Raw genomic sequence first — 25,107 nt, forward strand, 5'->3', positions numbered from 1 at the left:
GTTTTTAGTCTTCCTGAGCGAATATTTTCTCTCTGTATTTCTTGCCAATCAATAACAGTAAACGCACTTTATAGTCGTCAACAAGCCATTCGCGGTAGTTTTTGCTGCATTGGCTTAAGCATCTGGTATAAATTTTCATGCGGTATTCAATATCATCCGATAATTCTTTGGATAAATTCTTCGCATCAATTAATTCATCCGTATTATCAACACACATAGCCGCATGCTGGTCCAGGGATTTCTCCAGGACAACTTTTGAACGCAGGTTTAATGAAATGGCTAATTTGTGTTCCGCTTCGATATCAAATGTAATGTCGGTGCTGTTTTTGAACTTCATGCGCAATTCGTACGGCATCTCATATTTGAAATGTGTTTCGATTTCTGCATCGTCACGAAGGTTATCCAAATAATATTCAGGCGATTTGAAAATATGCTGCCAATCTACCGGTTCGTTCCATAATCCGAAACGTGCGGCATTATTTCCTAAATCGATTATCGTAAATTCTTCCTTATTGGGCAATTTCCTGGAACCGCGGCCAATCATCTGGAAATACAAAGTCAGTGATTTTGTGGCACGATTGATTATAATGGTTTCTACCGTAGGTTCGTCAAATCCTGTGGTCAAAATCCCCACAGATGTTAAAATTGCGTCCGGAGTGTGCTTGAACCAGCGTAAAATCTCTTTCCTGTCTTCGGAACTTGTCGTATTGTCAAGATGCCTTATCGAAAATCCGGCTTCCTTAAATGTATCGTAAACATACAATGACGTGTTGATACCATTGTTGAAAATCAGGGTTTTCTTTCCTTTGGATTTCTCTTCGTACGCATGCAGCAATTTATTTTGCATGTCTAATTGCGAATACAGTTCATCTGAGGATTTTACAGTATAATCCCCGTTGATGCCTACTTTTAGGCTGGATAAGCCAACATCGTAGCTATAGGTTGTTGCTTTGGCCAAAAAACCATTGTCAATCAGTTTGTTAATCGGGTCTCCAACAATCAGTTCTTTGTAATTCTCATACATCGGTAATTTGATGTTAGAACTTAAAGGCGTGGCGGTTACTCCTAAAATAAAGGAGTTTTTGAAGGAGCTTAGCAGTTTCCTGAATGAGTTGTAATGGGCTTCGTCAATAATAACCAAACCTACGTTATCAATACGGAGTTTTTCGTCGTTAAGCCTGTTTTTAAGGGTTTCGACCATCGCCACAAAACATGAATATTCGTTTTGGTCCGGAAGTTCCTTGACTTTGGAATTGATGATCTTGTTTTTGACATCGAAGCCTTTAAGCATTTTTGACGTTTGCTTGCAAAGCTCGATCCTGTGGGTCAAAACTACAACTTTTTTATTGTGGGTTTCGATATATCTTCTCACGATTTCCGAAAAGATCACGGTTTTCCCTCCTCCTGTCGGTAGCTGGTACAACAGGTGGTAATTGCCGTTTACAGTATCCATCCGGTCAAAAATAGCGTTGATATCACGAGCCTGGTAGTCGTAAAGTACCTTTTTCTCTTCTATTTCCTGCTCTAGCTCGTTGTAAGACATATCTGCTTTTCAATTTTTGCAAAAGTACGTCTAAAAAAGAGTTTTTTGACAATTTAATTTAAAAATTGGCAAAAATTAATATTCAAGGCGCTCAATTATTGCATTAAATTCATAAGAATTAACCCAATGCAAAGCAACCGCTCTTTCGCTTGCAGCCACTGCCCTGCTTCTGAAATCATACAAAATCCCCATTTGGATTGTATAACTGATGGCCTGTTCGAATGAATTTAGCATGCTTTTGTAAAATAATTCTTGTTTAATTACTTTTTCGGAAGCATATGCCTGGGCAATCTCAATATTGTAAAACATAATGTCGGCGATTATGAAAGGATCGACCCCGAGTGAAATAAAATGCTTGATGTATTTTTGTGCGACAGATCTTCGCAACTTGGCTTTTTTGCCTCGTATGGGAAAATATTCATTGGATATCTTAAGCTTGCATTCTTCTAAAAGCCTGTCTTCCTTTGGGTTAAAAGCAAAATCATAGTACGTTTTTACAGAAGCAAATTTCTCATACAATTCGATAATCTGCTCCTGAAGCTGTTCCTTGCTCAATCCTGACACATATTTTTTTAAATCTCTTTTGCTCATTGCCTGGAAATTATACTACAAATGTAAATTACTTTACGCTTCGATACTTTAATTATCAATGATAATTCTTAATTTTGCCGTATTCACACTTTATTACCTATAAAAATGGTCAGGATTTTTAAGTTTACAGCAATTCTGGAAGGAATTTCATATTTGGTTTTGTTTTCGAATATGCTTTTTATCAAACCTACAAACTTGGAGCTTTATAGAAAATTGTTATACCCAATCGGGATGTCACACGGATTATTGTTTATCGGGTATATCCTGATGGCTTTTTTACTTAAAAACAGCCAAAACTGGAACTGGAAGGCTTTTGCCGAGATTTTGGTCGCTTCTGTTCTTCCTTTTGGTACTTTTTACATTGAAAAGAAATATTTAAAGAATGCTTAAATTTACGGAAAAACTTTTCGGGTGGTGCTATAAACTCTTAATGAAACTGGATTTCAATGAGACTATTGCCGCTTACCTGAGCCTGGTTGTAAATATTGCGATACTTTGTTTTATCGCCTATTCCGTGTATGTGGTTTTTAGGTTCATATTGGTTACCATCATGGCGATTGTGGCCAAAAAAACCAAAACAAGATTTGACGACCTGCTGGTTTCCAACCAAACGGCAAAATATATTTCGCACCTTATCCCACTGGTTTTCATTTATAAATCGGTTCCGATCATTTTAAAGCATTTTATTTATTGGGAAGGGATTTTCGGGCGGTTGGTAGCCGTTTATATCATTTTATTGGTTTTATGGATTATCCGTTCGATCCTGAATGCACTTCGGGACCACCTTAAAAATATCCAGGAATATAGTGACAAACCTATAGACAGTTACGTCCAGGTTATCATGATTGTGCTTTGGATCCTTGGTGTAGTGGTTATTGTTGCGAAGATTTTCGACATCAATACAGACACACTGGTAAAAACTCTTGGAGCTGTTTCGGCAGTACTTATCTTGATTTTCAGGGATACTATTTTAGGTTTTGTGGCCAGCGTACAGGTTTCGGTAAACGACATGGTCCGTATCGGCGACTGGATCACTATGGACAAATTTGGTGCTGACGGAGATGTTATTGAAATTAACCTGGCTACTGTAAAGGTGAGGAATTTTGACAATACGACTACAACTATCCCAACCTACAGCTTGATTTCAGACAGTTTCAGGAATTGGCGTGGTATGATCAATTCCGATGGAAGAAGGATAAAACGCCATGTCCTGATCAAAACAAGCAGCATCCGTTTTATACAGGAAGAAGACCTGGAAGGATTTAAGAAAATCCAATTGCTGAAAACCTATATCGAAAAGAAACAGTCTGATATCAATAAGCACAACCAGATGCATGCCATTGACAAATCCATTCCGATCAACGGCAGGAACCTGACTAATTTTGGCCTTTTCAGGAAATACCTGACCAAATACCTCGAAAATTATCCGGGCCTTAATAAGGATATGACCTTGCTTTGCAGGCATTTACAGCCAACAGCCCATGGCATCCCGTTAGAAATTTATGCTTTTTCGACAGATAAACGATTTGTGAACCACGAATACATCATGAGCGATATTTTCGATCATATCATTGCCTCGGTTTCGTATTTCAACCTGGAGATTTTCGAAATTCCTTCCAATAAAAATGCCGTTTCTGAAGCCTAGTCGTTTTTAATCCTGTTTCGGACATATTCCACATGCGTTTTCCCGTGGGCGGCAGGTTTCCCTTCCTTGTCCAGGTTGACCATGGTTATCGAATCTACTTTGAGGATAGTTTCACGGGTCATCATGTTGCGGACTTCACATTTTACCACCATAGACGTGTGGCCGAATTTTACCACTTCCAGGCCAATTTCAACAATATCGCCCTGTTTGGCCGAACTGACGAAATTAATTTCGGAAATATGCTTGGTGACAACTTTCGGGTTTTCGAGCTGGACGATACAGTATAAAACCACTTCTTCGTCAATCCATGCTAAAAGGCGTCCGCCAAAAAGAGTGTGATTGGCATTTAAATCTTCGGGTTTAACCCATTTTCTAGTGTGGAATCTCATAATGCAGATGTGTTATTTTAAGATACGTTTTCAACACTAAATTACTAATAACTTTTTGAAATACCGGGAATTTCAGCCATTGATATTTGCTAACTTTAAAAGAAAAAGATATGGAAAATCGCGATGAGAGTATTGTTGACTTAAGAGGCGAAAGTATTGGAAATATCACAGTGCAGTCTTCAACCGAAGAAGTTTTCCAAAACAAGACGCTGCGCCCTATCCTGAAACTGCAAAATGACCTATTTATACAGGTTTTCATTAATTATGCTATCAAGCAAAAAGGTGGTTTTTTTTCGCTTGCTCCGGAGAAAAAAATGAACTATATCGAACATGTCATCCAAAGGGACATCAAATTCCGGAATTCGCTCAAAGGCATGGTTATAGGTCTTTTTACGGTAGAAGAATATTTGAAATACATCCAGAATTCATCAAACCTGAACAAAAGAATGATGAATTTACTGATCGAAAGGCTAAAAAGCCAGGTACAGCTCCTGGAAGAAGAATAAGGCTAATACAGGCTTTCCCCGTTTAAATTGGTGCCCAGGACATCGCTCATGTAATCAAAAAAGGGACGCATTGCCAAAAAAGTATGGAGTATTTCTTCCTTAAAATTTTTATCGAGTACTTCCTTGTCCGAAAAACGACGGTATACCAAATATTGTTTTTTCCGGATCAAATCAATGGCCGGATGCTCTTTATCAAAACCTTTTGGTGCTGTCTTCAATTCCTGCCCCTGCAAAGTACCAAAGGCCTGGCTGAAGTTTTTTTCTGCAATAATCGAACGGATGTAAGAATCGTCCAGTTCAAATTCTTTCCTGATCCGGTTAAGATCTTCCGCATTCGGTTCCCAAAAACCACCTCCGATAAAACTTGCCTGAGGCTGGATATGCAAATAATAACCGCCTCGCAAATAGGGCTTTGTCCTGTCAAAACTAACACTTAAATTATTCTTGTAAGGTGTTTTGTCCTTGGAAAACCGGATGTCACGGTAAATCCTGTGGATCTGCATTTTTTCAATGCTGTCATGCGCTGCGAAAGCGGCATTGATTTCCTGCAGAAATGTTTTAAATGCTTTTTGGTGCTCTTCAAAACGGGCCTTATTTTCGGCAAACCATTCCCTGTTATTATTTAGCTGTAATTCTGAAAGAAAATCCAATACTGGTTTCGAAATCATTTTTTTATTTTAAAAGTACACTTTTTGCGGCCAACTAAAAAATTATCGGGCTCTTGATTCCAAAGTATCCACAACATGTTGCAGCGTGAAGCCTTTCGCCTGCAGCAAAATAAGGTAATGGAACAATAAATCGGCGCTTTCGCCCAGGAATAGAGCATCATTTTTGTCTTTGGCTTCGATAATGACTTCAACGGCCTCCTCTCCCACTTTTTGGGCAATGGCATTGATGCCTTTTTCAAATAAGGAAGCGATATAGCTTTTCTCCGAAAGGCCGTTTTCTTTTCGCTGTTTTATGGTTTTTTCCAATTCTGTTACAAAACCAAATGACTGATTGTTAACATCTTGCCAGCAAGTATCTGCACCCGTGTGGCAAGTTGGCCCGGTGGGATTTACACTAACCAATAGCGTATCTTTGTCGCAGTCTTCCTTGATAGCAACCAACGTCAAAAAGCAACCACTCTCCTCCCCTTTGGTCCACAAACGGTTTTTGGAACGGCTGAAAAAGGTAACTTTCCCCGTTTCTAAAGTCTTACTCAAAGCTTCCTGGTTCATGTAACCGAGCATTAAAACGTTTCTGGTCACAGCGTCCTGCACAATGGCCGGAACCAGGCCATCTGTATTTTTATCAAAATGAATGTTCATAAATTCGGTTGTTTAAATTCTTATGGGAATAGATTGGTTTTTGAGGTACGATTTGAGTTCCGGAATCCCGATTTCGCCATAATGGAAAACGCTTGCCGCCAAAGCTGCGTCTGCTTTTCCGAGGGTGAAAACTTCTTCAAAATGGGCCATTTTCCCTGCCCCGCCTGAAGCGATAATAGGAATATTTACTGTTTTTGAAAGTTGGAGCAATGCCTCATTCGCAAAACCGTTTTTAACTCCATCATGGTTCATGGAAGTAAATAAAATTTCGCCGGCACCGCGTTGTTCCACTTCTTTTGCCCAATCGAAAAGATCAATTTCCGTTGGGATCTTTCCGCCCGAAAGGTGTACTTTCCACATACCGTCGACCTGCATGGCATCAATGGCTGCAACGATGCATTGGCTCCCGAAAGCTGCCGCCAATTCATTGATCAAATCTGGCTTGTTGACCAATGATGAATTCACAGAAACCTTATCTGCACCACAGCGGAGCAACAGGTTTACATCTTCAACAGAAGCAATACCGCCTCCAACCGTAAAAGGAATAGCGATAGATTTCGCGATTTCCTTAACAAGCGGAAACAAGGTTTTTCTTCTTTCTTCCGTTGCGGAAATATCCAGGAAAACGAGTTCGTCCGCTCCAGATGCGGCATATTTTTCGGCTAATTCCAGAGGATTCCCCACTTCTTTTACATCCAGGAAATTAATACCTTTTACCGTTTGCCCGTTTTTAATATCGAGGCAAGGGATGATTCGTTTGGTAAGCATTTTCAAATAGTTTTTAAAATAAATTCCTCCAATTGTTTCAATGTGATTTGATTCTCATAAATCGCTTTTCCGATTATAGTGCCTTCGCAGCCAAGCTTTGCCAGTTTAGGCAATTCTTCAACATTTGAAATACCTCCGGACGCTATCAGGTGGATATTCATGCAAGACGAAAGGATTTCGCCATATAGCTCAAAATTAGGCCCTTGTAGCATGCCGTCTTTGGAAATATCAGTACATACAACATATTTAATTCCTTGATTCTGATGCTTTTGTATAAACGGAATTACGCTTTCATCGCTTTGTTCCAACCAACCCGAAATTGCAATTTTAGCATGGTTGGAATCTGCTCCTAAAATAACTTTGCCCTTACCATACTTATGCAACCAACTCAGGAAAACATTCGGTTTTTTAACCGCTATGCTGCCTCCGGTAATTTGATTGGCACCACATTCAAAGGCAATCCTTACGTCATCATCGCTTTTCAGCCCGCCTCCAAAATCAATCTTCAAATGGGTGCGGGAAGCGATTTGTTCGAGTATTTTGTGATTGATAATGGTGTCGGACCTGGCTCCGTCCAAATCAACCAAATGCAGGTATTCGATCCCGTGCGCCTCAAATTGTTTGGCCACTTCCAGCGGGTTTTCGTTGTATATCTTACTCGTATTGAAATTTCCTTTGGAGAGGCGCACACATTTTCCATCAATAATATCAATGGCTGGAATAATCCTCATAGTGTTATAGTTTTAAAAAATTATGTAAAATTTGCTGCCCGTACTTCCCGCTTTTTTCAGGATGGAACTGAACACCGTAAAAATTATCTTTCTGCAGCGCTGAAGCATACTCAAAACCATAATGGGTAACCGAAATGGCTTCTTTGCAGACCGGGGAATAATAGCTGTGTACCAGATACATATATTCATTCGGCTGTATGCCTTCAAACAATTCGGATTTTAAATCATAGATCGTATTCCAGCCCATTTGCGGGACTTTAATCCCGATATTTTGGGGGAATTTTTGTATCGATGTGTCAAAGATCCCCAACGCATTGGTATTTCCTTCTTCAGTGGCATTGCATAACAATTGCATCCCCAGGCATATCCCTAAAACAGGCTGTTTCAATACAGGAATCAACTGATCTAATTGAAATTCCCGCATCTTTTTCATCGCTGAAGCCGCCTCTCCTACTCCCGGAAGAATGATTTTTTCTGCCGACGTTATTTTTTCCCTGTCATGGGTCACGAAACCTGTATGACCAAGCCGTTCCAATGCAAACAATACACTTTGCGTGTTGCCTGCTCCGTAATCTATAATGGCAATTTTCATTATAAAAGCCCTTTTGTGCTTGGTAAAATCATTTTTTCCGCATCACGACGAACAGCAGCCTTGACCGCTTTGGCGAAAGCCTTAAAAATAGCTTCGATTTTATGGTGTTCATTGCTCCCTTCTGCTTTGATATTTAAATTGCATTGGGCTCCGTCTGTAAACGATTTGAAAAAATGAAAGAACATCTCCGTTGGCATCTTACCGATCATTTCCCGTTTGAAATTGGCTTCCCAAACCAGCCAGTTCCTTCCACCGAAATCAATGGCGGCACTTGCCAGGCAATCATCCATAGGCAGGCAGAAACCATATCTTTCGATGCCCAGTTTGTTTTCCAATGCTTTGGCAAAAACCTCGCCCAGCACAATCGCAGTATCTTCAATGACATGGTGCTCGTCTACCATCAAATCACCTTTGACATCAATTTCCAAGTCCATTTGGCCGTGACGGGCGATCTGGTCTAACATATGGTCAAAAAATGCTATTCCGGTACATATGTTGCTTTTCCCAATGCCATCAAGGTTCAGGCTTATTTTTATGTCGGTTTCGTTTGTTTTCCGGGTTATCGAAGCGGTCCGGGTCCCTAGTTTTAAAAACGCATAAATTTTTTGCCAATCATTAGTTTCCAAAGCAATGCAGTTGTTTAATTCTTCCGCTTTTAATGAAATTTCATCACTACCCAAATGTGTATTGTCCTGGATTAGAATGGCTTTCGCTCCTAAATTCTTCGCCAACTCTACATCTGTAAGCCGATCTCCAATTACATAAGAAGCAGACAAATCGTATTCTTTGGAAAAATACCGCGATAATAAACCAATTCCCGGTTTGCGTGTGTTTTTATTTTCGTGGGCAAAACTCCGGTCTATAAAAATGCTATCAAAAATAACACCTTCGTTTTCGTAGGTTTTCAAAATAAAGTTATGGATAGGCCAAAAAGATTCTTCAGGAAACGCATTTGTGCCCAGACCATCCTGATTGGTAATCATAACTAATTCATAATCAAGTTCATTTGCAATCCTACTCAGATAAGGAATGCATTTGGGATAAAAAACCAGTTTTTCGAGAGCATCAATTTTTCCGTCAGGAACCTCTTTTATTAGGGTACCGTCGCGATCTATAAATAAAACTTTTTTAGCCATTTGCAAATGATTTTAATGTATTGATTAACAGACTGTTTTCTTCTTTTGTACCGATGGTTATCCGCAAGCAATTCCCACAGAGCGGATCTGAGCTTTTATTGCGCACTACGATTCCTTTTTCAATTAATTGGTTATAACGAAATTTCGCATCATCTACACTGATTAGCAAGAAATTAGCATCTGAAACATACACTTTTTTAATGAAATTAACCTCAAGTAATTGTTTAGATAACAGCATCTTATTTGTTTTAATATTGAATATTTTATCATTAAAGAATTTTGGCTCAGATAATTCTTCCAGCACTTTGTCTTCCGTTAACCGATTTATATTATAGGGTGGTTTTATTTTGGACAGTTCCGAAACGATTTCTTCGGAAGCATATAAAACTCCCAACCGGACGCCCGCCATGCCATAGGCTTTTGACAACGTCTGGATGATTACCAAATTAGGATAATCGTTCAATTTCCTGAGCCAGCTTTCCTTGCTTGAAAAATCAATATACGCTTCGTCCAAAAGCACCAATCCATGGCAACTTTGCAGCAATGTGGCAATATCCTCATCTGAAAAAGAATTTCCGGTGGGATTGTTTGGTGAGCATACGAAAATAATTTTGGTAGCAGCATCAATTTTCTCCAGTATTTGCCGAATGTCCGGTTCGAAATTTTCCAAAAGCAGGACTTCCCTATTTTCTACAGCATTTAACTGAGCCAAGACACTATACATGCCGTAGGTTGGCGGAAGTGTTATGACATTATCCTGAAGCGGTTCGCAAAATGCCCTGAAAACCAAATCCAACACTTCATCGCTTCCGTTTCCCAATAAAATCTGGTTTTCGGGCACGTTTTTAAGTTTTGACAAAACTTCTTTTAGCCTTTTTTGCTGCGTATCCGGATAACGGTTGATGCCATTTTCATACGGATTTTCATTCGCATCCAAAAAAACCATGCCGTCACCGGATGCCGTAAATTCGCTTCTTGCAGAGGAATAAGGCTGCATGGCTATGATGTTTTTTCGGAGTAACTCTTTAATTTTCATCTGCTAACGATTTTAATCGGATGGAAACTGCATTTTTATGCGCCTGCAGGCCTTCGGCTTCCGCCATGATTTCTATTGTTTTTCCTATATTCCGTATTCCTTTTTCGGTAATTTTCTGAAAAGTCATCGATTTTAAAAAACTATCCAGGTGGACACCGCTGTAATTCCTGGCGTACCCGTTGGTTGGAAGCGTATGATTGGTCCCCGAAGCATAATCACCGGCGCTTTCCGGCGTATAGTTTCCAATAAAAACAGAACCCGCATTGATGATCGCATCAATAAGATACTCTTCCTCTGTACTGCAAATATTAAGGTGTTCCGGCGCGTATTCATTGATCATCGCAATGGCTTCCTGTGTACTTCCAATGAGGATTAGTTTTGAATTTTCCAATGCTTTTTCGGCTATTTTTTTGCGAGGCAAAGCAGCCAGTTGAAGTATGATCTCTTTTTTCACTTCTTCCAAAATACGGGCAGAAGTCGTAATCAAAACCACCTGGCTGTCCTGACCATGTTCAGCCTGGCTCAATAAATCGGCAGCGACAAATTTCGGATTGGCTGAAGAATCGGCAAAAACCAATAATTCGCTGGGCCCGGCCGGCATGTCAATAGCGATGCCAAACTGCGTTGCCATCTGCTTTGCGGCCATCACAAATTGATTGCCCGGCCCGAAAATCTTGTACACTTTAGGGATCGAAGCAGTGCCAAATGTCATTCCGGCAATGGCCTGGATCCCTCCCACTTTTAGCATCCGGCTAATCCCACAAAGATTGGCAGCATATAAAATAGCCGGATCAATTTTGCCCGACATATCAGGAGGTGTGCAGAGCATAATCTCCTTGCATCCCGCCAGTGTAGCAGGAACCGCTAGCATTAAAATAGTGGAAAACAACGGAGCTGTCCCGCCGGGAATGTATAAACCAATTTTCTGGATGGGCTTTTTCTCCAGCCAACACGTGACTCCTTCAGTAGTTTCGACCACAATTTTTTCGGTTTTTTGAGCACTGTGGAAGGTTTCGATGTTTTTTTTCGCTTGAGCTATCGCTTTTTTCAGATCCTCAGGAACCAAACCAACCGCTTCGTTGATTTCTTCAGGCGAAACCGTAATATCCGGAAGCGAAACACCATCGAAAAAGGACGTATATTTTGCAATAGCCGTGTCTCCTTTAAGTTTTACTTCTTTGAATATTTCTTTGACAATCCCTTCCATATCTGAAAAAGATGCTGGGCGTTTTAAAATTTCCTGCCATTCGTTTTCTGCAGGATATATTATTTTCTTCATATCACTTGTTTTTAGGAAACTATTTTTTCAATTGGACATACTAAAATCCCTTCCGCACCGGCTGCTTTGAGCTGATCGATCACATCCCAGAATTTCTCTTCATCAATTACAGAATGTACGCTGCTCCAACCCTTTAGTGCAAGAGGCATTACTGTCGGGCTCTTTAAAACCGGTAGGATTTTATTCACTTCGGGGATTTTTGCATCGGGTATATTCATCAGGATGTATTTTGATTTCCGTGCACGCAAAACAGATTGGATCCGAAATTGAAGCTTGTCCAGGATACTTTTCGCAGCGGTTGAAATGGAAGGCGAAACAGCCAGGACGGCTTCGCTTGTAAGGATTACCTCGACTTCTTTCAAATTGTTTTTGAATAAAGTACTTCCGCTGGAAACAATATCGACAATAGCATCGGAAAGGCCTATATTTGGAGCTATTTCTACCGATCCTGAAATTTCATGGATTTCTATCCCTACTTTTTTAGACCGAAAATAATCCGAAACGGTTTTAGGATAAGACGTGGCAATTTTTAGTCCATTCAGGTCTTCTATAGTATTGTAATTAAAAGATTTAGGGACCGCTATGGAGACTTTGCATTTTGAAAAACCCAGTTTTTCCACGATTTGTATGGCCTGGTTTTTTTCTGTTAAAAGATTTTCGCCCACTATGGCCGCGTCTACCACTCCATCAACGAGGTATTGGGGAATATCGGAATTGCGGAGAAAATAAACTTCTAACGGGAAATTGGACGCTGCGACCTTCAACTGGTCATTTCCATTGGTAACAGAAATCCCGCAATCTTTCAGGATTTGGACGCTTTCTTCGCTGAGGCGCCCCGATTTTTGGATGGCAATTTTTAAAATACTCATGATTTGAATTAATTTTATGAGTATACCAAAAGGAAGTTATGAAAAACAAAAAACCCGTCTGATATACTCAAACGGGTTACTAGTTTATATGGTTATTACAATACCATCACTACCTCGCTCGAGCGTGGGACAGATGATGATGATGTAATTGATTTAAAAACATAATTCTTTTTGTTAGGTGCAAATGTAAGCGGATTCTTTTGAAAGAAGCAAATTTATTTTCGAAAAAAGTGTTTTTATTTTTTTTCAACAGATTCGGATTCAGCCGAATGATTAGCATTTACTGGGTTTTTCCTGATTTCCGTATGACGGATTTCACCGCCGGAAGTGCCTACTGATTTAGACAATACTACTGAAACAAGCGACAAAACCACGGCTAAATAAGCCATGAAATTGGCTTTGGAATGCCTTTTCCCGTTCAGGTATAAACCGAAAATGGAAACGATTCCTAAAGCGTATAACACTTTCATAAAACCTTCTGCCAGTTCTTCATGTTCATGGATCAAATCATGCGAAATACCTAAATTTTCAACAATATCTTCTGCTTTTTCACCAGTAAACATGGAGATTTTGCCCATAATCATGCAAATAATAAAAATAGTATATGCCGTGTTGATCAGAGGCGTGTTTTTCCTGATGATCCCATAAAGCAAAATACCAAAACCAAAAAATAATCCGATAATTGGGAAGTGGTTTACCACCATGTGCAAATGCGCGTCGTTCATACGTTTGTTTTTTATAAATGTAATACTTTTATTTGAAAGTAAGCTGTACTATGGTATCCTGGTTGATTTGACTGTTGATTTCAATGTCGATTTTTAGTAACCCGCAAAGCCTCTCGACAATTGACAATCCTAGCCCGGTGCCTTTTATTCCGTGTTTTTTTGTCAAATCGGAACGAAAGAAAGGATTGAATATCTTATCCAGTTCTTCTTCAGGAATGCCTATCCCCGAATTCAGGACCTGCACTATGATTTTTTTTCCGTTTTGCACGAGAGATATAGATAAAGTGCCGCCCTCATGGCTGTATTTTAAGGCATTAGATATTAAATTGGAAAAGATAATGGCTACCATATCATAATCGGATGTAACATGGAAATCCGCTTCAAAAAAAGTTTTACACTTGATTCCCAATTGATTTGATTCTTCCGAATAACGGGCCAAAACATCCAGTATCAAAGCATTCAAATATACTGGTTCCTGTTTTATGTTTTGTTTCTGGTTTTCAAAACGGGCCAATAATAACAATTCGTCTACTAATATATTCAAGCGGTCAACTTCTGTGATGCAGAATTTTATTTTTTCTTCATATTCTTCTTTTACACGAGTTTTACGTATCAGAACCTCAAGTGTACCTTTAATTGAAGTTAAAGGAGTCCGAAGCTCATGAGAAGCATCAGATGTAAATTGTTTTTCTCTTTCAACTGCATTTTCAATCCGGTCCAAAAGACTGTTGATATTCCTGGAAAGTTGATGGAGCTCGTCTTTATTCTGCGGCAGCGAAATCCTGTATTTCAGGTTATCCGGTGTAATTAAATTGGAGGTTTCTATAATCGAATTTACCGGTTTTATACTTCTTCCGGCAATAAACCGGGCAAAAAAGAACAATATCAGAAGTACGATCGGATATAAAATAAACAACACCCGGCTCAAATTGTTCAGCACTGAAGTCGCATCTTCCAAAGACATTGCGATGAGCAGGTATGCTTTGACTTCTCCTTTTATAAAAATAGGAACCTGCGCCTGGCGGATGATTTGTTCTTTAAATTTTGTCGTGTAGAATATTTCCGAAGTTTTTTTGTCCAGGCTTAAATTATGTTCTTTAAGATTGGGCGATTTTTCGATGGAAGCTCCTTTTGTATCGGTAATCTGAACAAATACCGGATCAATATTGATTTCCTTATGTTCCCTTTCTTCCCATTCTTTTTCGTTAATCCAGACAATTTTCTCTTCATCGAATTTCATTTCCTTGAAATGATTGTCAATTTCATGCCTGATATCCGCATTGACATCATTGAAAACGCTCCATCGCACAATAGCGTATATAACTACGAAAACAAACCCAACCAACAAGGCTGTTGAGATTATATAGTGCAAGGCAATCCTGTTTTTAAATGAAAACTGCGGCATAATTAGTGAGTATCATCCGCCATGTAGCCTACTCCGCGGATTGTTTTGATAAATTCTTCTTCTTTATTGATTTTCAGTTTTTTACGGATGGCATTCATAAAAACATCAATTACTCCCGTATCGTATTCGAAATGGATACCCCAAACATTTTCGATGATTTCGTTCCGGGTGCAGACCCTTCCTTTGTTTTCGATCAGGTATTGCAGCAAATCGAATTCCCTTTGGGTAAAATTCACCTCCTGGCCGCCGGCTAAAACGGAATGTTTCAGCAGATTTATCTCAATATTGCCCAAAGTAATTATTTTAGCTGTTCCCTCATTTCGAAAATGGATCTTGATGCGCTCCAGGAGTTCTTCAAAGCTAAACGGTTTTTTTATATAATCATTCGCCCCAGATTTTAAACCTTCAATAGTTTCCTGGATCGTGTCTTTTGCCGTAAGAAATAGTATGGGTGTTTTCTTGTCTTTTTCCCTGATTTTTTTGCAAACCTCAATCCCGGTAAGCTTTGGCAGCATCCAATCGAGCAGGATCAGTTCCGGTTTTTGCTTTTTGGCCAACGCAATTCCCTGTAATCCGTCTGTTGCAACCGATGTTTCATACCCTTGTTCTTCAAGTCCTTGCTTCAAAAAGTTGGAAATCCCGGTTTCATCTTCAATAATTAAGATACGCATGGTTTGTTTCAGGTTTAATCAAATGGTTTGCTGTAGTACAAATATACTCTTCTTAAGCAAAACTTAAGTTTTTTATGTTTTTGATTTTATAGGTTTGTTCACATTATTTTTACAATGAAAGCCCTGAATAAAACCACTCCTTTTTTGTATTTGCTTCTTTTTTACGGAGTTACAAATACTATTCTGAGATTGACGCTTCTTTTCAATCCTATAACGCAAACCAATTTCTCCTTTTTGGACCTGGTCAAGATTTTTGGGTTGGGAATCATTTCCGATGGGTTTGTTTTCCTGTTGGCCGGAAGCATTTTGTGGCTCTACCTGCTCTTTTTATCCAATGAAAAATTCAGCAAACCATGGGGCTATATCATTTTCGGTATTTTAGCAGGATTGTTGGTATATGTATCCTTTTTCAATACGATACTCAATGAATATGGCGGCGTTTTGCCTGAAATCGGGATGAGTTTCATTGGGCTGAAAACCGTTTTATTCGGATTATTGCTTTTTTTGCCGAAATACCGCAATCCTATCCGGTTAGGCTTGTATTCCATTACTATTTTCATTTTTGTTTTGGCCATCATCCAGAATGCCGTCAGCGAATACTTTTTCTGGAATGAATTTGGGGTAAAATACAATTTCATTGCTGTTGATTACCTGGTATATACCAATACCGTAATTGGCAATATCATAGAATCTTATCCTGTGCTTCCTTTGTTTTTAGCTATTGGGACGCTTTCATTCTTGACCACTTTTTATATTGTTAAAAAAACCCGGGCATATTTGGAAAACCTTCCGGATTTTGTAACCAAAGTAAAAATTACCGCTGCTTATGGAGTTTTGTTACTGATTTCACTGCTGGCAATTCCTGCATTGGCTTCCACCGAAAACTCTCAAAATATCTTTAAGGACGAACTACAGGCAAACGGTATTTATAAATTTTACCTGGCCTTTAAAAACAGTGAACTTGATTATTTCAAATTTTACAAAACATTGCCCGAAAGAGATGCTTTTGCGCTTTTAAAACAGGAAATGCCGGGAATTTCCAACAATTCTTCTGCACGGCAAATTACATCCGACGGAAAAGAAAACCATAAAAACGTCGTCCTGATCACGGTGGAAAGTTTGAGCGCAGATTTTCTAAAAACATACGGAAATGACCAGGAAATTACCCCTTTTTTAGATTCCCTGGCCACAAAAAGCTTGGTATTTACTGATTTATACGCTACCGGAAACCGGACAGTAAGAGGTTTGGAAGCCGTTACATTGTCTATTCCGCCAACAGCCGGTGAGAGTGTCGTGAAAAGAAAAGACAATAAAAATAAGTTTTCAACCGGGAGCGTTTTCAAGCAAAAAGGCTACAATGTCAAATTTCTGTATGGAGGTGATGCTTTTTTTGACAATATGGAGGATTTTTTCAGCGGAAACAACTATGATATCATCGATAAAAAGAGATTTTTGCCCAGCGAGATTACTTTTCAGAATGTTTGGGGCGTTTGCGATGAGAACCTTTTCGATAAAGCCATTACTGTTATGAACGAAGAATCGAAAGAGAATAAGCCTTTCTTCAACCATATCATGACTGTCAGCAATCATAGGCCTTACACCTATCCTGAAAACAGGATTGATATCCCGGCCGATGCAAAATCCCGTGAAGGCGGCGTCAAATATACAGACTTTGCCATCAGGAGATTTTTTGAAAAGGCAAAAAAACAGCCCTGGTTTTCCAATACCGTTTTTGTTATCCTGGCGGATCATTGCGCTTCGAGTTCCGGAAAAACAGAATTGCCAATGGAAAAATACCATATTCCGGCGATGGTTTTCGCTCCGGGCTTCGTAAAACCTGAAAAATTCAACACCTTGATGTCCCAAATTGATGTGATGCCAACGGTCATAGCCTTGCTGCATTTTCAGTACCAAAGCAAATTTTATGGACAGGATGTATTCCAGGCAAATTATAAACCAAGAGCGTTTATTGCCACGTATCAGGATTTAGGTTTTGTGAAAGACAATATTTTGACCGTCATTTCGCCAAAGCAGAAAATAAAACAATTTGACCTTATTGCTTCTTCCAAAAACACAGCGGCGCCAATACATTACGAAGAAAAACCCCGTAAAGAGCTAAACCAGGATTTGGTCAATCAAACGATTTCCTTTTACCAAAGCACATCGGAGATCTTAAAAACGAATAAATACCAAAAACTCTGATGCTTAAAGCAATCCGTTGTATTTTCGGATAAACCATTCGGCAGCAAACAATATAGCTAAAAAGAGTAAGATCCAAACCCAATCCAGCAACGGAGATTTTGTGGTAATGGCTTTTTGTACAGGAAGATATGTTTCGTTTTTCAATAGAAAATCTATCAGTTTGTCTACCTGATGCGGATAATAAACAACACCATTGGTATTGCTTGCCACTTGTTTTAGTCTTGGCACGTCCGGATTCACGAACTGTTTTTCAATCTCGAAATCCAACACTTCAAAGCTACTGGTGTAAGAGGTTTTGCTGTTGTTTTCTTTTACGGTAAAACTATAATTACCAGCACTTAAACCTTCAATATTCACTTTGTACTCGGCATTTCCTTTTAAGAAATCGAAAATTTTGGTTTCGTTTGTTTTCTTGTTTTTCAGATGGATGGTCAAGCGGGCGTTTTCGTCAAATTCAAAGTTTTTGTTGAAATATTGAGCAGAAATTTCAATGGTTTCCCCGGAATTATAAAAACTTTCATTGGAAACGATTAATGACTTTTTAGCAGCATTGGATGCCAAATACTGAATAATCTTATTGGCAAAAATATCAAATTGCTCAAACGATTTTGTCCTGAGGTGGCTTTCAACGCGCCATTTCCATATATTTTCCCCAAAAAGGAAAGCGTTCCGGCCGTTTGCGCTTTCTGCAAAAAGCAATAAAGGACTATCGGTCTTGATATTCCGTATCCTGGATTGCAACAGCGTGGTGGTATTTCCTTTTAAAACAATCGTCCCAAAAGGGTTTTCCAACGGCGGAAATTGTTCAAAACCAATATTGTCCAAAGCAAAAGCATTAAACTGGCTATTAAAATCGGCTGAATATTCTTCCTTCTGACCCGACATTCTCAGCTGGGCCTGATCCTGGTACTGGTTGAGCAAATTAAAATCCGTAGCATTTCCCGTAATGGTCCACGTATTTATTTTGAGTTTGCTGTTTTGGTCCAGGACCGATTTGAATTCGGCATTTGGTTGGTATAAAATCAGGACATTGTAGTTTTGTAGTTGACTGATATCCTTTGGTTTGATTATAGTTACCTTACGTTGTTGATTAGATTCGATAGCGCGTTTTAAAGCACCTAGGTCGGGATGGTTTATAGCCGAAATCAAAGCAATTTCAGAACGTTGGTCAATTACTTCAACAGCAAAATTCTTAACATTGTTGTACTTATTCTTTTCGTTTTCAGCAGAAGAAATCACGGCTTTGTACGTATGAACTCCTACTTTATCAGCATTCAGCAATACGGAAATCTGCTGTGATTTTTTAGAAGCCGAAAAAAAGACGTTTTGTTTGTGGATCGTCGTATTCCCTTGTTGAATGCTAAAAGAAGCGTTCACATTCTTATTGCCATTGTACTGCAGGAAAACTTCAACCGGAAATTTATTTTTGAGAAAAGCGTATTTGTTGACATTCAGCTGGTTGACCTTCAAATCCAAAAAGGATGTCGTGTCGCCTAAAACCAAAGGATACACCGAAGTGTTCTGTTGGAAGCTGTACACATAATCCTCTCCTATGGTCTGATTTCCATCGGATAACAAAACAACCGGAAAACTTTGGTTTCTGTACAACTGCTTCAGGTTTTGCGCCGCTTTATGGATATTGGATTGCTTTCCCTTAAAATCCAATGGTATCCCAGAATAAAAATCGTCGTCAAAAGAATACAATTGCACATCATATTTGGCCGCTAACTCACTATTTGCCATTAACTTACCGGAAAGCAGCCTGGCGGTACTGTCCTGTTTCAGAAAATGTATCGATTCCGAGTTATCAACAATAATAGGCAAAGGCGTTTTAACGGTTTCAAATGTTTTCTTTGAAATAATAGGGTTTATCAACAACAATAAAATCAAAAAAACAGAGGCAAAACGCAAAAAAGCCAAAAACAAAATCAGCTTTGACTTGTTTTTGACTTTATATAAATATTGGTAAAATGACAGTCCAAACGCTACTCCAATAGAAAGCAGTATCAATAAAATAGTGTTTGAAGTCATTTTCTCAGGATTGTTTTAAATGAATATCCCGGTTCATGAAAGAATCCTTCAAAAACCGGAACATGGATAATATTAAGTAAGCATTCCTCCGTCAACATTCATAACCTGCCCGGTTACATACGCACTCATGTCAGACGCCAGGAAAACGCAGGCATTGGCAACATCTTCAGGTGTACCGCCACGTTTCAACGGAATATTCTCCCTCCAGCCCTGCACTACTTCTTCGTTTAATTTTGCGGTCATTTCCGTTTCGATAAAACCTGGGGCAATAGCGTTGCAACGGATGTTTCGCGAGCCTAATTCCAGTGCAACCGATTTTGTAAATCCGATAACACCTGCTTTTGAAGCGGCATAATTCGTTTGTCCGGCATTTCCTTTCACACCCACAACACTACTCATATTGATAATCGAACCCGCACGGTTTTTAAGCATAATCCTTTGTACGGCTTTTGTCATATTGAAAACCGATTTCAGGTTCACATTGATCACATGGTCAAAATCTTCTTCCGAAATACGCATCAGCAGGTTGTCTTTCGTAATCCCGGCATTGTTGATCAAAACATCAACCGTACCAAAAGTTTCCACAACATCGTCTACTAATTTCTGTGCTTCATTGAAATCTGCCGCATTGGATTGGTATCCTTTGGCTTTAACGCCCAAAGCCGTCAATTCATCTTCTAAAATTTTAGCCGCTTCCGCAGAAGAACTATATGTAAATGCCACATTTGCGCCGTATTTTGCAAAAACTTCTGCAATCCCACGTCCTATTCCTCTACTCGCTCCTGTAATTATAGCGGTTTTTCCTTCTAATAATTTCATCTTAAAGTTTGTTTGTTTACAATTGAATTCCGAAACAAATATAGAAATTGTTTACTGTTTAAAAAAAACTTACGATTAATTAAATATTTGCTCATATGTGCTTTTAAAAAAGGGCAACTTTTTTTTATACTACGCACAACAATATATATCTTTGCGATGCTGCAATGTATTCCCTGAAAAGGATATTTTCCAATGGGTTGATTAGCTGCGGTGCAATTTTAAGGATTTTACAGATTACATTTAAAATAAATATTTACGAATGAAAATTTCATATAACTGGTTAAAACAATTTATCAAAACGGATTGGGATTCCGAAAAAACAGCTTCCATGCTTACCGATTTAGGTTTGGAAGTGGAAGGTGTTGAAAAATTCCAATCAGTCAAAGGCGGATTAGAAGGTATTGTGGTTGGGCATGTCCTTACCTGCATCCAGCATCCCAATGCTGACAAGCTTAAGATCACTACCGTTGATTTAGGTACCGATGCGCCTCTTCAGATTGTTTGCGGTGCCAGTAATGTAGCTGCAGGGCAAAAAGTACCTGTTGCCACCATTGGTACCGTATTATATGATAAAGAAGGTAAACCGTTTGAAATTAAAAAAGGGAAAATCAGAGGCGAGGAAAGCCACGGTATGATTTGTGCCGAAGACGAACTGGGCCTTGGAGACAGCCACGAAGGGATTATGGTCCTGGACGAAAAACTGGCTCCCGGGACTCCTGCTGCAAAGGTTTTCAATATCGAGAATGACGAAGTGTTCGAAATCGGTTTGACACCCAACCGTGCAGATGCGATGAGCCACTGGGGAACTGCCCGTGATTTAAGGGCCGGAATGCTGCAAAGCGGTACAAATGTTGAATTGATCACGCCTTCGGTTTCCAACTTCAACGTTCAGAAACGCACACTAAAAATCGATGTGAAAGTCGAGGATTCCAAATTGGTACCAAGGTATTGCGGGATAACCATTTCCAATGTAAAAGTGGGGATTTCCCCGGCCTGGCTGCAAAACAGGCTAAAAGCCATCGGAATCACCCCAAAAAACAATATTGTAGACGTAACCAATTATGTGCTCCATGAGCTAGGGCAGCCGCTGCATGCTTTTGATGCTTCCAAAATACATGGGAAAATCATTGTGCAGAATGCCACCGATGGAACAAAATTTACAACCCTTGATGATGTAGAACGCACATTAAGCAGCGAGGATATCATGATTTGTGATGAAAAAGGCCCGCTTTGCATTGCAGGTGTTTTGGGTGGGAAAAATTCCGGTGTGACCGATAATACGACTACCGTATTTTTGGAAAGCGCTTATTTCAATTCTGTTTCCGTACGAAAAACAGCCAAAAGGCATGCCATAAATACCGATGCTTCTTTCCGTTTTGAAAGAGGGATCGATCCAAGCATTACCGAGTATGCCCTGAAACGTGCCGCTATCCTGATCCAGGAAGTTTCGGGAGGTGAAATCACTTCGGATATTGTTGACATACATCCTAAAAAAATAGAAGACCATCAGGTATTCCTGAACCTTGAGAATGTTAACAAGCTCATCGGGCAGGAAATTTCGGATGATGTCATTAAAAAAATATTGGTTTCACTTGACATTAAAGTGAATAGTATTTCTAAAGTAGGTTTAGGCCTTGTCATTCCCGCATACCGCGTAGACGTTACCCGCGAAATTGACGTTATTGAAGAAATCCTGAGGGTTTACGGATACAACAATATCGCTTTCACGCAAAAACTCAACGCATCCACTTCTCATTCCTCAAGAACTGAAGATTATAAAATCCAGAATATTGTGGCCAATTTATTGGTAGGGAGCGGATTTAACGAAATGATGGCCAATTCCCTGACTTCGCCAAGCTACATTGCCTTAAGCGACAGTTTAAATGAAAGCAATAATGTGTTAATGCTAAATCCTTTAAGCAATGACTTATCTGCAATGCGGCAGTCGCTGCTTTTTTCAGGGCTGGAAGCGGTATCTTACAATATCAACAGGAGGAACCATGACCTGAAACTGTTTGAATTCGGGAAATCATACCATAAATTATTGTCCGGTTACCAGGAAAACAACCACCTGACCTTGCTTGTAACCGGTGACAGGAACCAGGAAAGCTGGACTTCGGCCCAAAAGCCATCTGATTTCTTTTTGTTCAAAGGATATGTTTTGGCCATCCTGGAAAGGCTCGGATTGAATAAAATCATGGCAATGCCTTTAAAAACAGATGTATTTGCCGAAGGAATGATCTATGAAATGGGGAATTCGACGTTGGTGGAATTCGGAACGGTTAAAAAATCGGTCTTAAAACATTTTGATATCAAACAAGAAGTATTTTTTGCCGATTTCAACTGGAGCGCTATCCTGAAACAGATTTCAAACAATATCAAATATACCGAAATCCCGAAATACCCTGAAGTAAGACGTGATTTGGCCTTGCTGCTGGACAACCAGGTAGAGTTCGCGCAATTGTTCGAATCTGCTAAAAAAACGGAAAAAACCTTACTAAAGGAAGTAAATCTTTTTGATGTGTATGAAGGCAAGAACCTTCCGTCAGGCAAAAAATCCTACGCGATCAGCTTTATACTCCAGGATAACACCAAAACATTGACCGATTCGCAAATTGATAAGGTAATTAGCAAGCTGGCACAAAATTTCGAAACTGAATTTGGCGCTACGCTCCGCTAAATCCTAAATTATTATCCCATTACAAAAGCCTCTGTATTATTCAGGGGCTTTTTTTATGGTGAATGTTAAACTTGCCTTCTTTATTGCAATCCAATCTGTAAATCATTAATTTTATGGATGTTAAACTTCTCCTATGCTTTTTAACAATATCAATATTGAAGAAAAACTAATGGCCGCACGTACTGCATCCGGCCCTTTGCAATACGCGCAAAGCATTCTAAATGACCAAGGGCACACTCATGAATTCACAGCTGTCAACAAACTATATACCAACGCTTTGGAAACCTCCAGGATTTACCACATCCGGACGATTCAAAAAATATGTGTCGATTACCGCTTGCGTTTCCTGGACCGGAAGTATTACAAAATGGACATTCCCGAAGAGGCGCAACTCCAGATTGACCATATAGAAAGCAGCCACCAAACGGTACTCCACAGCTTCAAGATCATCGCTCCCGCAAAGGCCTTAAAATTGAAGAATGCAGACGATCCTTTATTATTTGTCCCTATCGGAAATGATTATTATTACTTGGTGCATAAATGGGGAAACAACCTCAATGCACTTCGGAAATGGCGGGTACTTCCCTTTAAGAACCTGGGAACCATGATCCTGTCAATCCTGATAATGAGCCTGTTGACTACTTTCCTGATTCCTTTTAAAAGTTACGGCCATGAAAACTACAATACCATAAAACTCATCTCTTTCCTGTTTATTTTCAAATCGTATTGTGCCATCCTTTTGTATTATTGTTTCTGGAAAGGGAAAAATTTCAGCATATACAACTGGAACAGTGAATATTACAATTAAACAACCAGAGCAGTACCAATGGATTTCCATTTCTTAATCTAAATTAAGTGCTTTTGCCCCTATCTTAAAGTAACTTTGTGTAACAATAGTAAAAACAAACACAATGGCAACAAAAAATATAGCATTAGTAGCTGCTCCTGGCACTCCGCACTTTGTAGGTGACGGTTTCAGAGTCCATAATTTTATACCGGGCGCTCCCGGCTTAAGCATGGAACGAATGAGTCCTTTTATCATGCTCGATTACAATTCCAAATACCATTTCCCTCCTTCCGAGATACCAAAAGGTGTTGGCGTGCATCCGCATCGTGGTTTTGAAACAGTCACCATTGCCTATAAAGGAAAAGTGGCCCACCATGACAGTGCCGGCGGCGGCGGGATTATTGGCGAAGGCGATGTACAATGGATGACAGCCGCGTCAGGAGTATTGCACAAAGAATACCATGAAAAGGAATTCAGTAAAACAGGCGGAATTTTCCAGATGGTACAGCTTTGGGTCAACCTTCCGGCAAAAGACAAGATGTCTGCACCTAAATACCAAGGGATTACCAATGAACAGATTAGTAAATATATACTGCCCGAAAATGCAGGTACCATTGAAGTCATTGCCGGGGATTATAAAGGGACAAAAGGCGCTGCGTCTACCTTTTCTCCCGTACATTTGCAAAATGCGAAATTAAACAAAGGAGGAAAAGCAGCCTTCTCCTTCCCGGCGCATTACAATACCGCTTTGCTGGTCATTGAAGGAAGCATCAAAATAAATGATTCTCAAACCGTAGCCACCGATCATTTGGTTTTATTTGAAAACAAAGGAGAAGATTTCACGATTGAAGCCCTTGAAAACACTATTGTTTTGGTGCTAAGCGGCGAACCGATCAAAGAGCCTATCTTTGCGCATGGCCCGTTTGTCATGAATTCTCGGGAAGAAATTATAGAAGCTTTCAATGACGTGAACCTGGGGAAATTTGGGTATCTCGAAGATTAAATACAAACGGCCGGGCAATCATCCGGCTGTTTTGACTCATTACAAAAACATAACCATATCCACTATGAAACCAGAATATACTGAAATTAAATTATTTAAAAACGAAAAAGACCATCAATTTGAAATTACTGTCAATGGCTACAAAGCCCTGATTGTTTATAAAGAGCAACCTGGGATTATTTCACTCATCCATACGGAAGCAGCTCCCGAACTCGAAGGCAAAGGTGCCGCTACGGCCGTGATTGAAAAAACACTCGATTATATTGAAGCAAACAAGTACACCTTAATCCCTCTATGTCCACTGGTTTTCGCTTATATAAAAAGGCATCCGGAATGGAAAAGGATCGTCGACAAAAGCTTCAAAGGGTTTGAACAATCCTGATTTAGCC

The 25,107-nt window shown here is 39.5% G+C and carries 25 protein-coding genes; 8 read left to right on the forward strand and 17 right to left on the reverse strand.

The window, feature by feature from the left end; all coding sequences use genetic code 11:
- Positions 1 to 4: 4 nt before the first annotated feature.
- Together E4635_RS01765 and E4635_RS01770 are read right to left on the reverse strand one after the other, a co-directional pair.
- A complete protein-coding gene (locus tag E4635_RS01765; RefSeq protein WP_135524893.1) occupies positions 5 to 1,543 on the reverse strand; it encodes a DEAD/DEAH box helicase in 1,539 nt (512 codons plus the stop codon).
- A 75-nt stretch (positions 1,544 to 1,618) separates the two neighbouring features.
- The gene (locus E4635_RS01770) at positions 1,619 to 2,134 is read right to left on the reverse strand and encodes a DUF6155 family protein (protein ID WP_135524894.1); all 516 of its coding nucleotides are present in this window, start codon (positions 2,132 to 2,134) and stop codon (positions 1,619 to 1,621) included.
- Between the two features lie 105 nt (positions 2,135 to 2,239).
- Here E4635_RS01770 and E4635_RS01775 point away from each other — a divergent pair, with 105 nt between their 5' ends.
- Both E4635_RS01775 and E4635_RS01780 read left to right on the forward strand, forming a co-directional pair.
- Entirely contained in the window at positions 2,240 to 2,524 is a 285-nt protein-coding gene (locus E4635_RS01775) for a DUF3817 domain-containing protein (RefSeq protein WP_135524895.1), read from the forward strand.
- Positions 2,517 to 3,779, forward strand: coding sequence for a mechanosensitive ion channel family protein (locus E4635_RS01780; protein WP_135524896.1), 1,263 nt, complete (start codon positions 2,517 to 2,519; stop codon positions 3,777 to 3,779). Before E4635_RS01775 ends, E4635_RS01780 begins: the two co-directional genes overlap by 8 nt.
- On the opposite strand, the gene E4635_RS01785 is transcribed toward E4635_RS01780, so the two are convergent.
- Positions 3,776 to 4,168, reverse strand: coding sequence for an acyl-CoA thioesterase (locus E4635_RS01785; protein WP_135524897.1), 393 nt, complete (start codon positions 4,166 to 4,168; stop codon positions 3,776 to 3,778). The two genes, E4635_RS01780 and E4635_RS01785, sit on opposite strands and share 4 nt — an antisense overlap.
- A 110-nt stretch (positions 4,169 to 4,278) precedes the next feature.
- On the opposite strand from E4635_RS01785, the gene E4635_RS01790 reads away from it, so the two are divergent.
- Positions 4,279 to 4,674: a glyoxalase gene (locus E4635_RS01790; protein WP_135524898.1), complete on the forward strand. Its 396-nt coding sequence runs from the start codon at positions 4,279 to 4,281 to the stop codon at positions 4,672 to 4,674.
- Positions 4,675 to 4,676: 2 nt separating this feature from the next.
- Here the strand turns inward: E4635_RS01790 and E4635_RS01795 are convergent, their stop codons facing one another.
- The 12 genes from E4635_RS01795 to E4635_RS01850 form a co-directional block, all read right to left on the reverse strand.
- Positions 4,677 to 5,342, reverse strand: a complete 666-nt coding sequence (locus E4635_RS01795) for a DUF2461 domain-containing protein (protein ID WP_135524899.1) — start codon at positions 5,340 to 5,342, stop codon at positions 4,677 to 4,679.
- Between the two features lie 42 nt (positions 5,343 to 5,384).
- On the reverse strand, positions 5,385 to 5,984 hold the full coding sequence (gene hisIE / locus E4635_RS01800; RefSeq protein ID WP_135524900.1) for a bifunctional phosphoribosyl-AMP cyclohydrolase/phosphoribosyl-ATP diphosphatase HisIE: 600 nt from the start codon (positions 5,982 to 5,984) through the stop codon (positions 5,385 to 5,387).
- A 12-nt stretch (positions 5,985 to 5,996) separates the two neighbouring features.
- Positions 5,997 to 6,752, reverse strand: coding sequence for an imidazole glycerol phosphate synthase subunit HisF (hisF, locus tag E4635_RS01805; protein WP_135524901.1), 756 nt, complete (start codon positions 6,750 to 6,752; stop codon positions 5,997 to 5,999).
- 2 nt (positions 6,753 to 6,754) lie between these two features.
- Complete coding sequence (gene hisA / locus E4635_RS01810; RefSeq protein WP_135524902.1) at positions 6,755 to 7,483, reverse strand: 1-(5-phosphoribosyl)-5-[(5-phosphoribosylamino)methylideneamino]imidazole-4-carboxamide isomerase; 729 nt, start codon at positions 7,481 to 7,483, stop codon at positions 6,755 to 6,757.
- 4 nt (positions 7,484 to 7,487) lie between these two features.
- Positions 7,488 to 8,075, reverse strand: a complete 588-nt coding sequence (hisH, locus tag E4635_RS01815) for an imidazole glycerol phosphate synthase subunit HisH (RefSeq protein WP_135524903.1) — start codon at positions 8,073 to 8,075, stop codon at positions 7,488 to 7,490.
- Positions 8,075 to 9,211, reverse strand: coding sequence for a bifunctional histidinol-phosphatase/imidazoleglycerol-phosphate dehydratase HisB (gene hisB, locus E4635_RS01820; RefSeq protein ID WP_135524904.1), 1,137 nt, complete (start codon positions 9,209 to 9,211; stop codon positions 8,075 to 8,077). The genes hisH and hisB overlap by 1 nt, the downstream gene beginning before the upstream one ends.
- On the reverse strand, positions 9,204 to 10,247 hold the full coding sequence (hisC, locus tag E4635_RS01825; protein ID WP_135524905.1) for a histidinol-phosphate transaminase: 1,044 nt from the start codon (positions 10,245 to 10,247) through the stop codon (positions 9,204 to 9,206). Before hisC ends, hisB begins: the two co-directional genes overlap by 8 nt.
- Positions 10,237 to 11,526 (reverse strand): histidinol dehydrogenase, encoded by a 1,290-nt coding sequence (gene hisD / locus E4635_RS01830; protein ID WP_135524906.1) that lies wholly within the window; start codon positions 11,524 to 11,526, stop codon positions 10,237 to 10,239. The genes hisC and hisD overlap by 11 nt, the downstream gene beginning before the upstream one ends.
- 11 nt (positions 11,527 to 11,537) lie before the next feature.
- Positions 11,538 to 12,395 carry an ATP phosphoribosyltransferase gene (gene hisG, locus E4635_RS01835; RefSeq protein WP_135524907.1) on the reverse strand — a complete coding sequence of 286 codons (858 nt, stop codon included), beginning with the start codon at positions 12,393 to 12,395 and terminating at the stop codon, positions 11,538 to 11,540.
- Between the two features lie 236 nt (positions 12,396 to 12,631).
- Positions 12,632 to 13,120: a hypothetical protein gene (locus E4635_RS01840; RefSeq protein ID WP_135524908.1), complete on the reverse strand. Its 489-nt coding sequence runs from the start codon at positions 13,118 to 13,120 to the stop codon at positions 12,632 to 12,634.
- Positions 13,121 to 13,148: 28 nt separating this feature from the next.
- Complete coding sequence (locus E4635_RS01845) at positions 13,149 to 14,525, reverse strand: sensor histidine kinase (protein ID WP_135524909.1); 1,377 nt, start codon at positions 14,523 to 14,525, stop codon at positions 13,149 to 13,151.
- A 2-nt stretch (positions 14,526 to 14,527) separates the two neighbouring features.
- Positions 14,528 to 15,196 (reverse strand): response regulator transcription factor, encoded by a 669-nt coding sequence (locus E4635_RS01850; RefSeq protein WP_135524910.1) that lies wholly within the window; start codon positions 15,194 to 15,196, stop codon positions 14,528 to 14,530.
- Positions 15,197 to 15,310: 114 nt separating this feature from the next.
- On the opposite strand from E4635_RS01850, the gene E4635_RS01855 reads away from it, so the two are divergent.
- Positions 15,311 to 17,398 (forward strand): LTA synthase family protein, encoded by a 2,088-nt coding sequence (locus E4635_RS01855; protein WP_135524911.1) that lies wholly within the window; start codon positions 15,311 to 15,313, stop codon positions 17,396 to 17,398.
- 3 nt (positions 17,399 to 17,401) lie between these two features.
- Here the strand turns inward: E4635_RS01855 and E4635_RS01860 are convergent, their stop codons facing one another.
- Complete coding sequence (locus E4635_RS01860; protein ID WP_135524912.1) at positions 17,402 to 19,429, reverse strand: hypothetical protein; 2,028 nt, start codon at positions 19,427 to 19,429, stop codon at positions 17,402 to 17,404.
- A 72-nt stretch (positions 19,430 to 19,501) separates the two neighbouring features.
- Complete coding sequence (gene fabG, locus E4635_RS01865; RefSeq protein WP_135524913.1) at positions 19,502 to 20,248, reverse strand: 3-oxoacyl-[acyl-carrier-protein] reductase; 747 nt, start codon at positions 20,246 to 20,248, stop codon at positions 19,502 to 19,504.
- Positions 20,249 to 20,507: 259 nt separating this feature from the next.
- Between fabG and pheT the strand changes: the two genes are divergently transcribed.
- From pheT to E4635_RS01885, 4 genes are all read left to right on the forward strand, one after another.
- The gene (gene pheT, locus E4635_RS01870) at positions 20,508 to 22,928 is read left to right on the forward strand and encodes a phenylalanine--tRNA ligase subunit beta (protein ID WP_135524914.1); all 2,421 of its coding nucleotides are present in this window, start codon (positions 20,508 to 20,510) and stop codon (positions 22,926 to 22,928) included.
- Positions 22,929 to 23,061: 133 nt separating this feature from the next.
- On the forward strand, positions 23,062 to 23,736 hold the full coding sequence (locus tag E4635_RS01875; RefSeq protein WP_135524915.1) for a hypothetical protein: 675 nt from the start codon (positions 23,062 to 23,064) through the stop codon (positions 23,734 to 23,736).
- A 103-nt stretch (positions 23,737 to 23,839) separates the two neighbouring features.
- Positions 23,840 to 24,718 (forward strand): pirin family protein, encoded by an 879-nt coding sequence (locus E4635_RS01880; RefSeq protein WP_135524916.1) that lies wholly within the window; start codon positions 23,840 to 23,842, stop codon positions 24,716 to 24,718.
- A 64-nt stretch (positions 24,719 to 24,782) separates the two neighbouring features.
- Positions 24,783 to 25,100, forward strand: a complete 318-nt coding sequence (locus tag E4635_RS01885; protein WP_135524917.1) for a GNAT family N-acetyltransferase — start codon at positions 24,783 to 24,785, stop codon at positions 25,098 to 25,100.
- Positions 25,101 to 25,107 lie beyond the last annotated feature (7 nt).

Origin of the sequence: Flavobacterium humi, assembly GCF_004745595.1 — a bacterium.
Classification (GTDB): Bacteria; Bacteroidota; Bacteroidia; order Flavobacteriales; family Flavobacteriaceae; genus Flavobacterium; species Flavobacterium humi.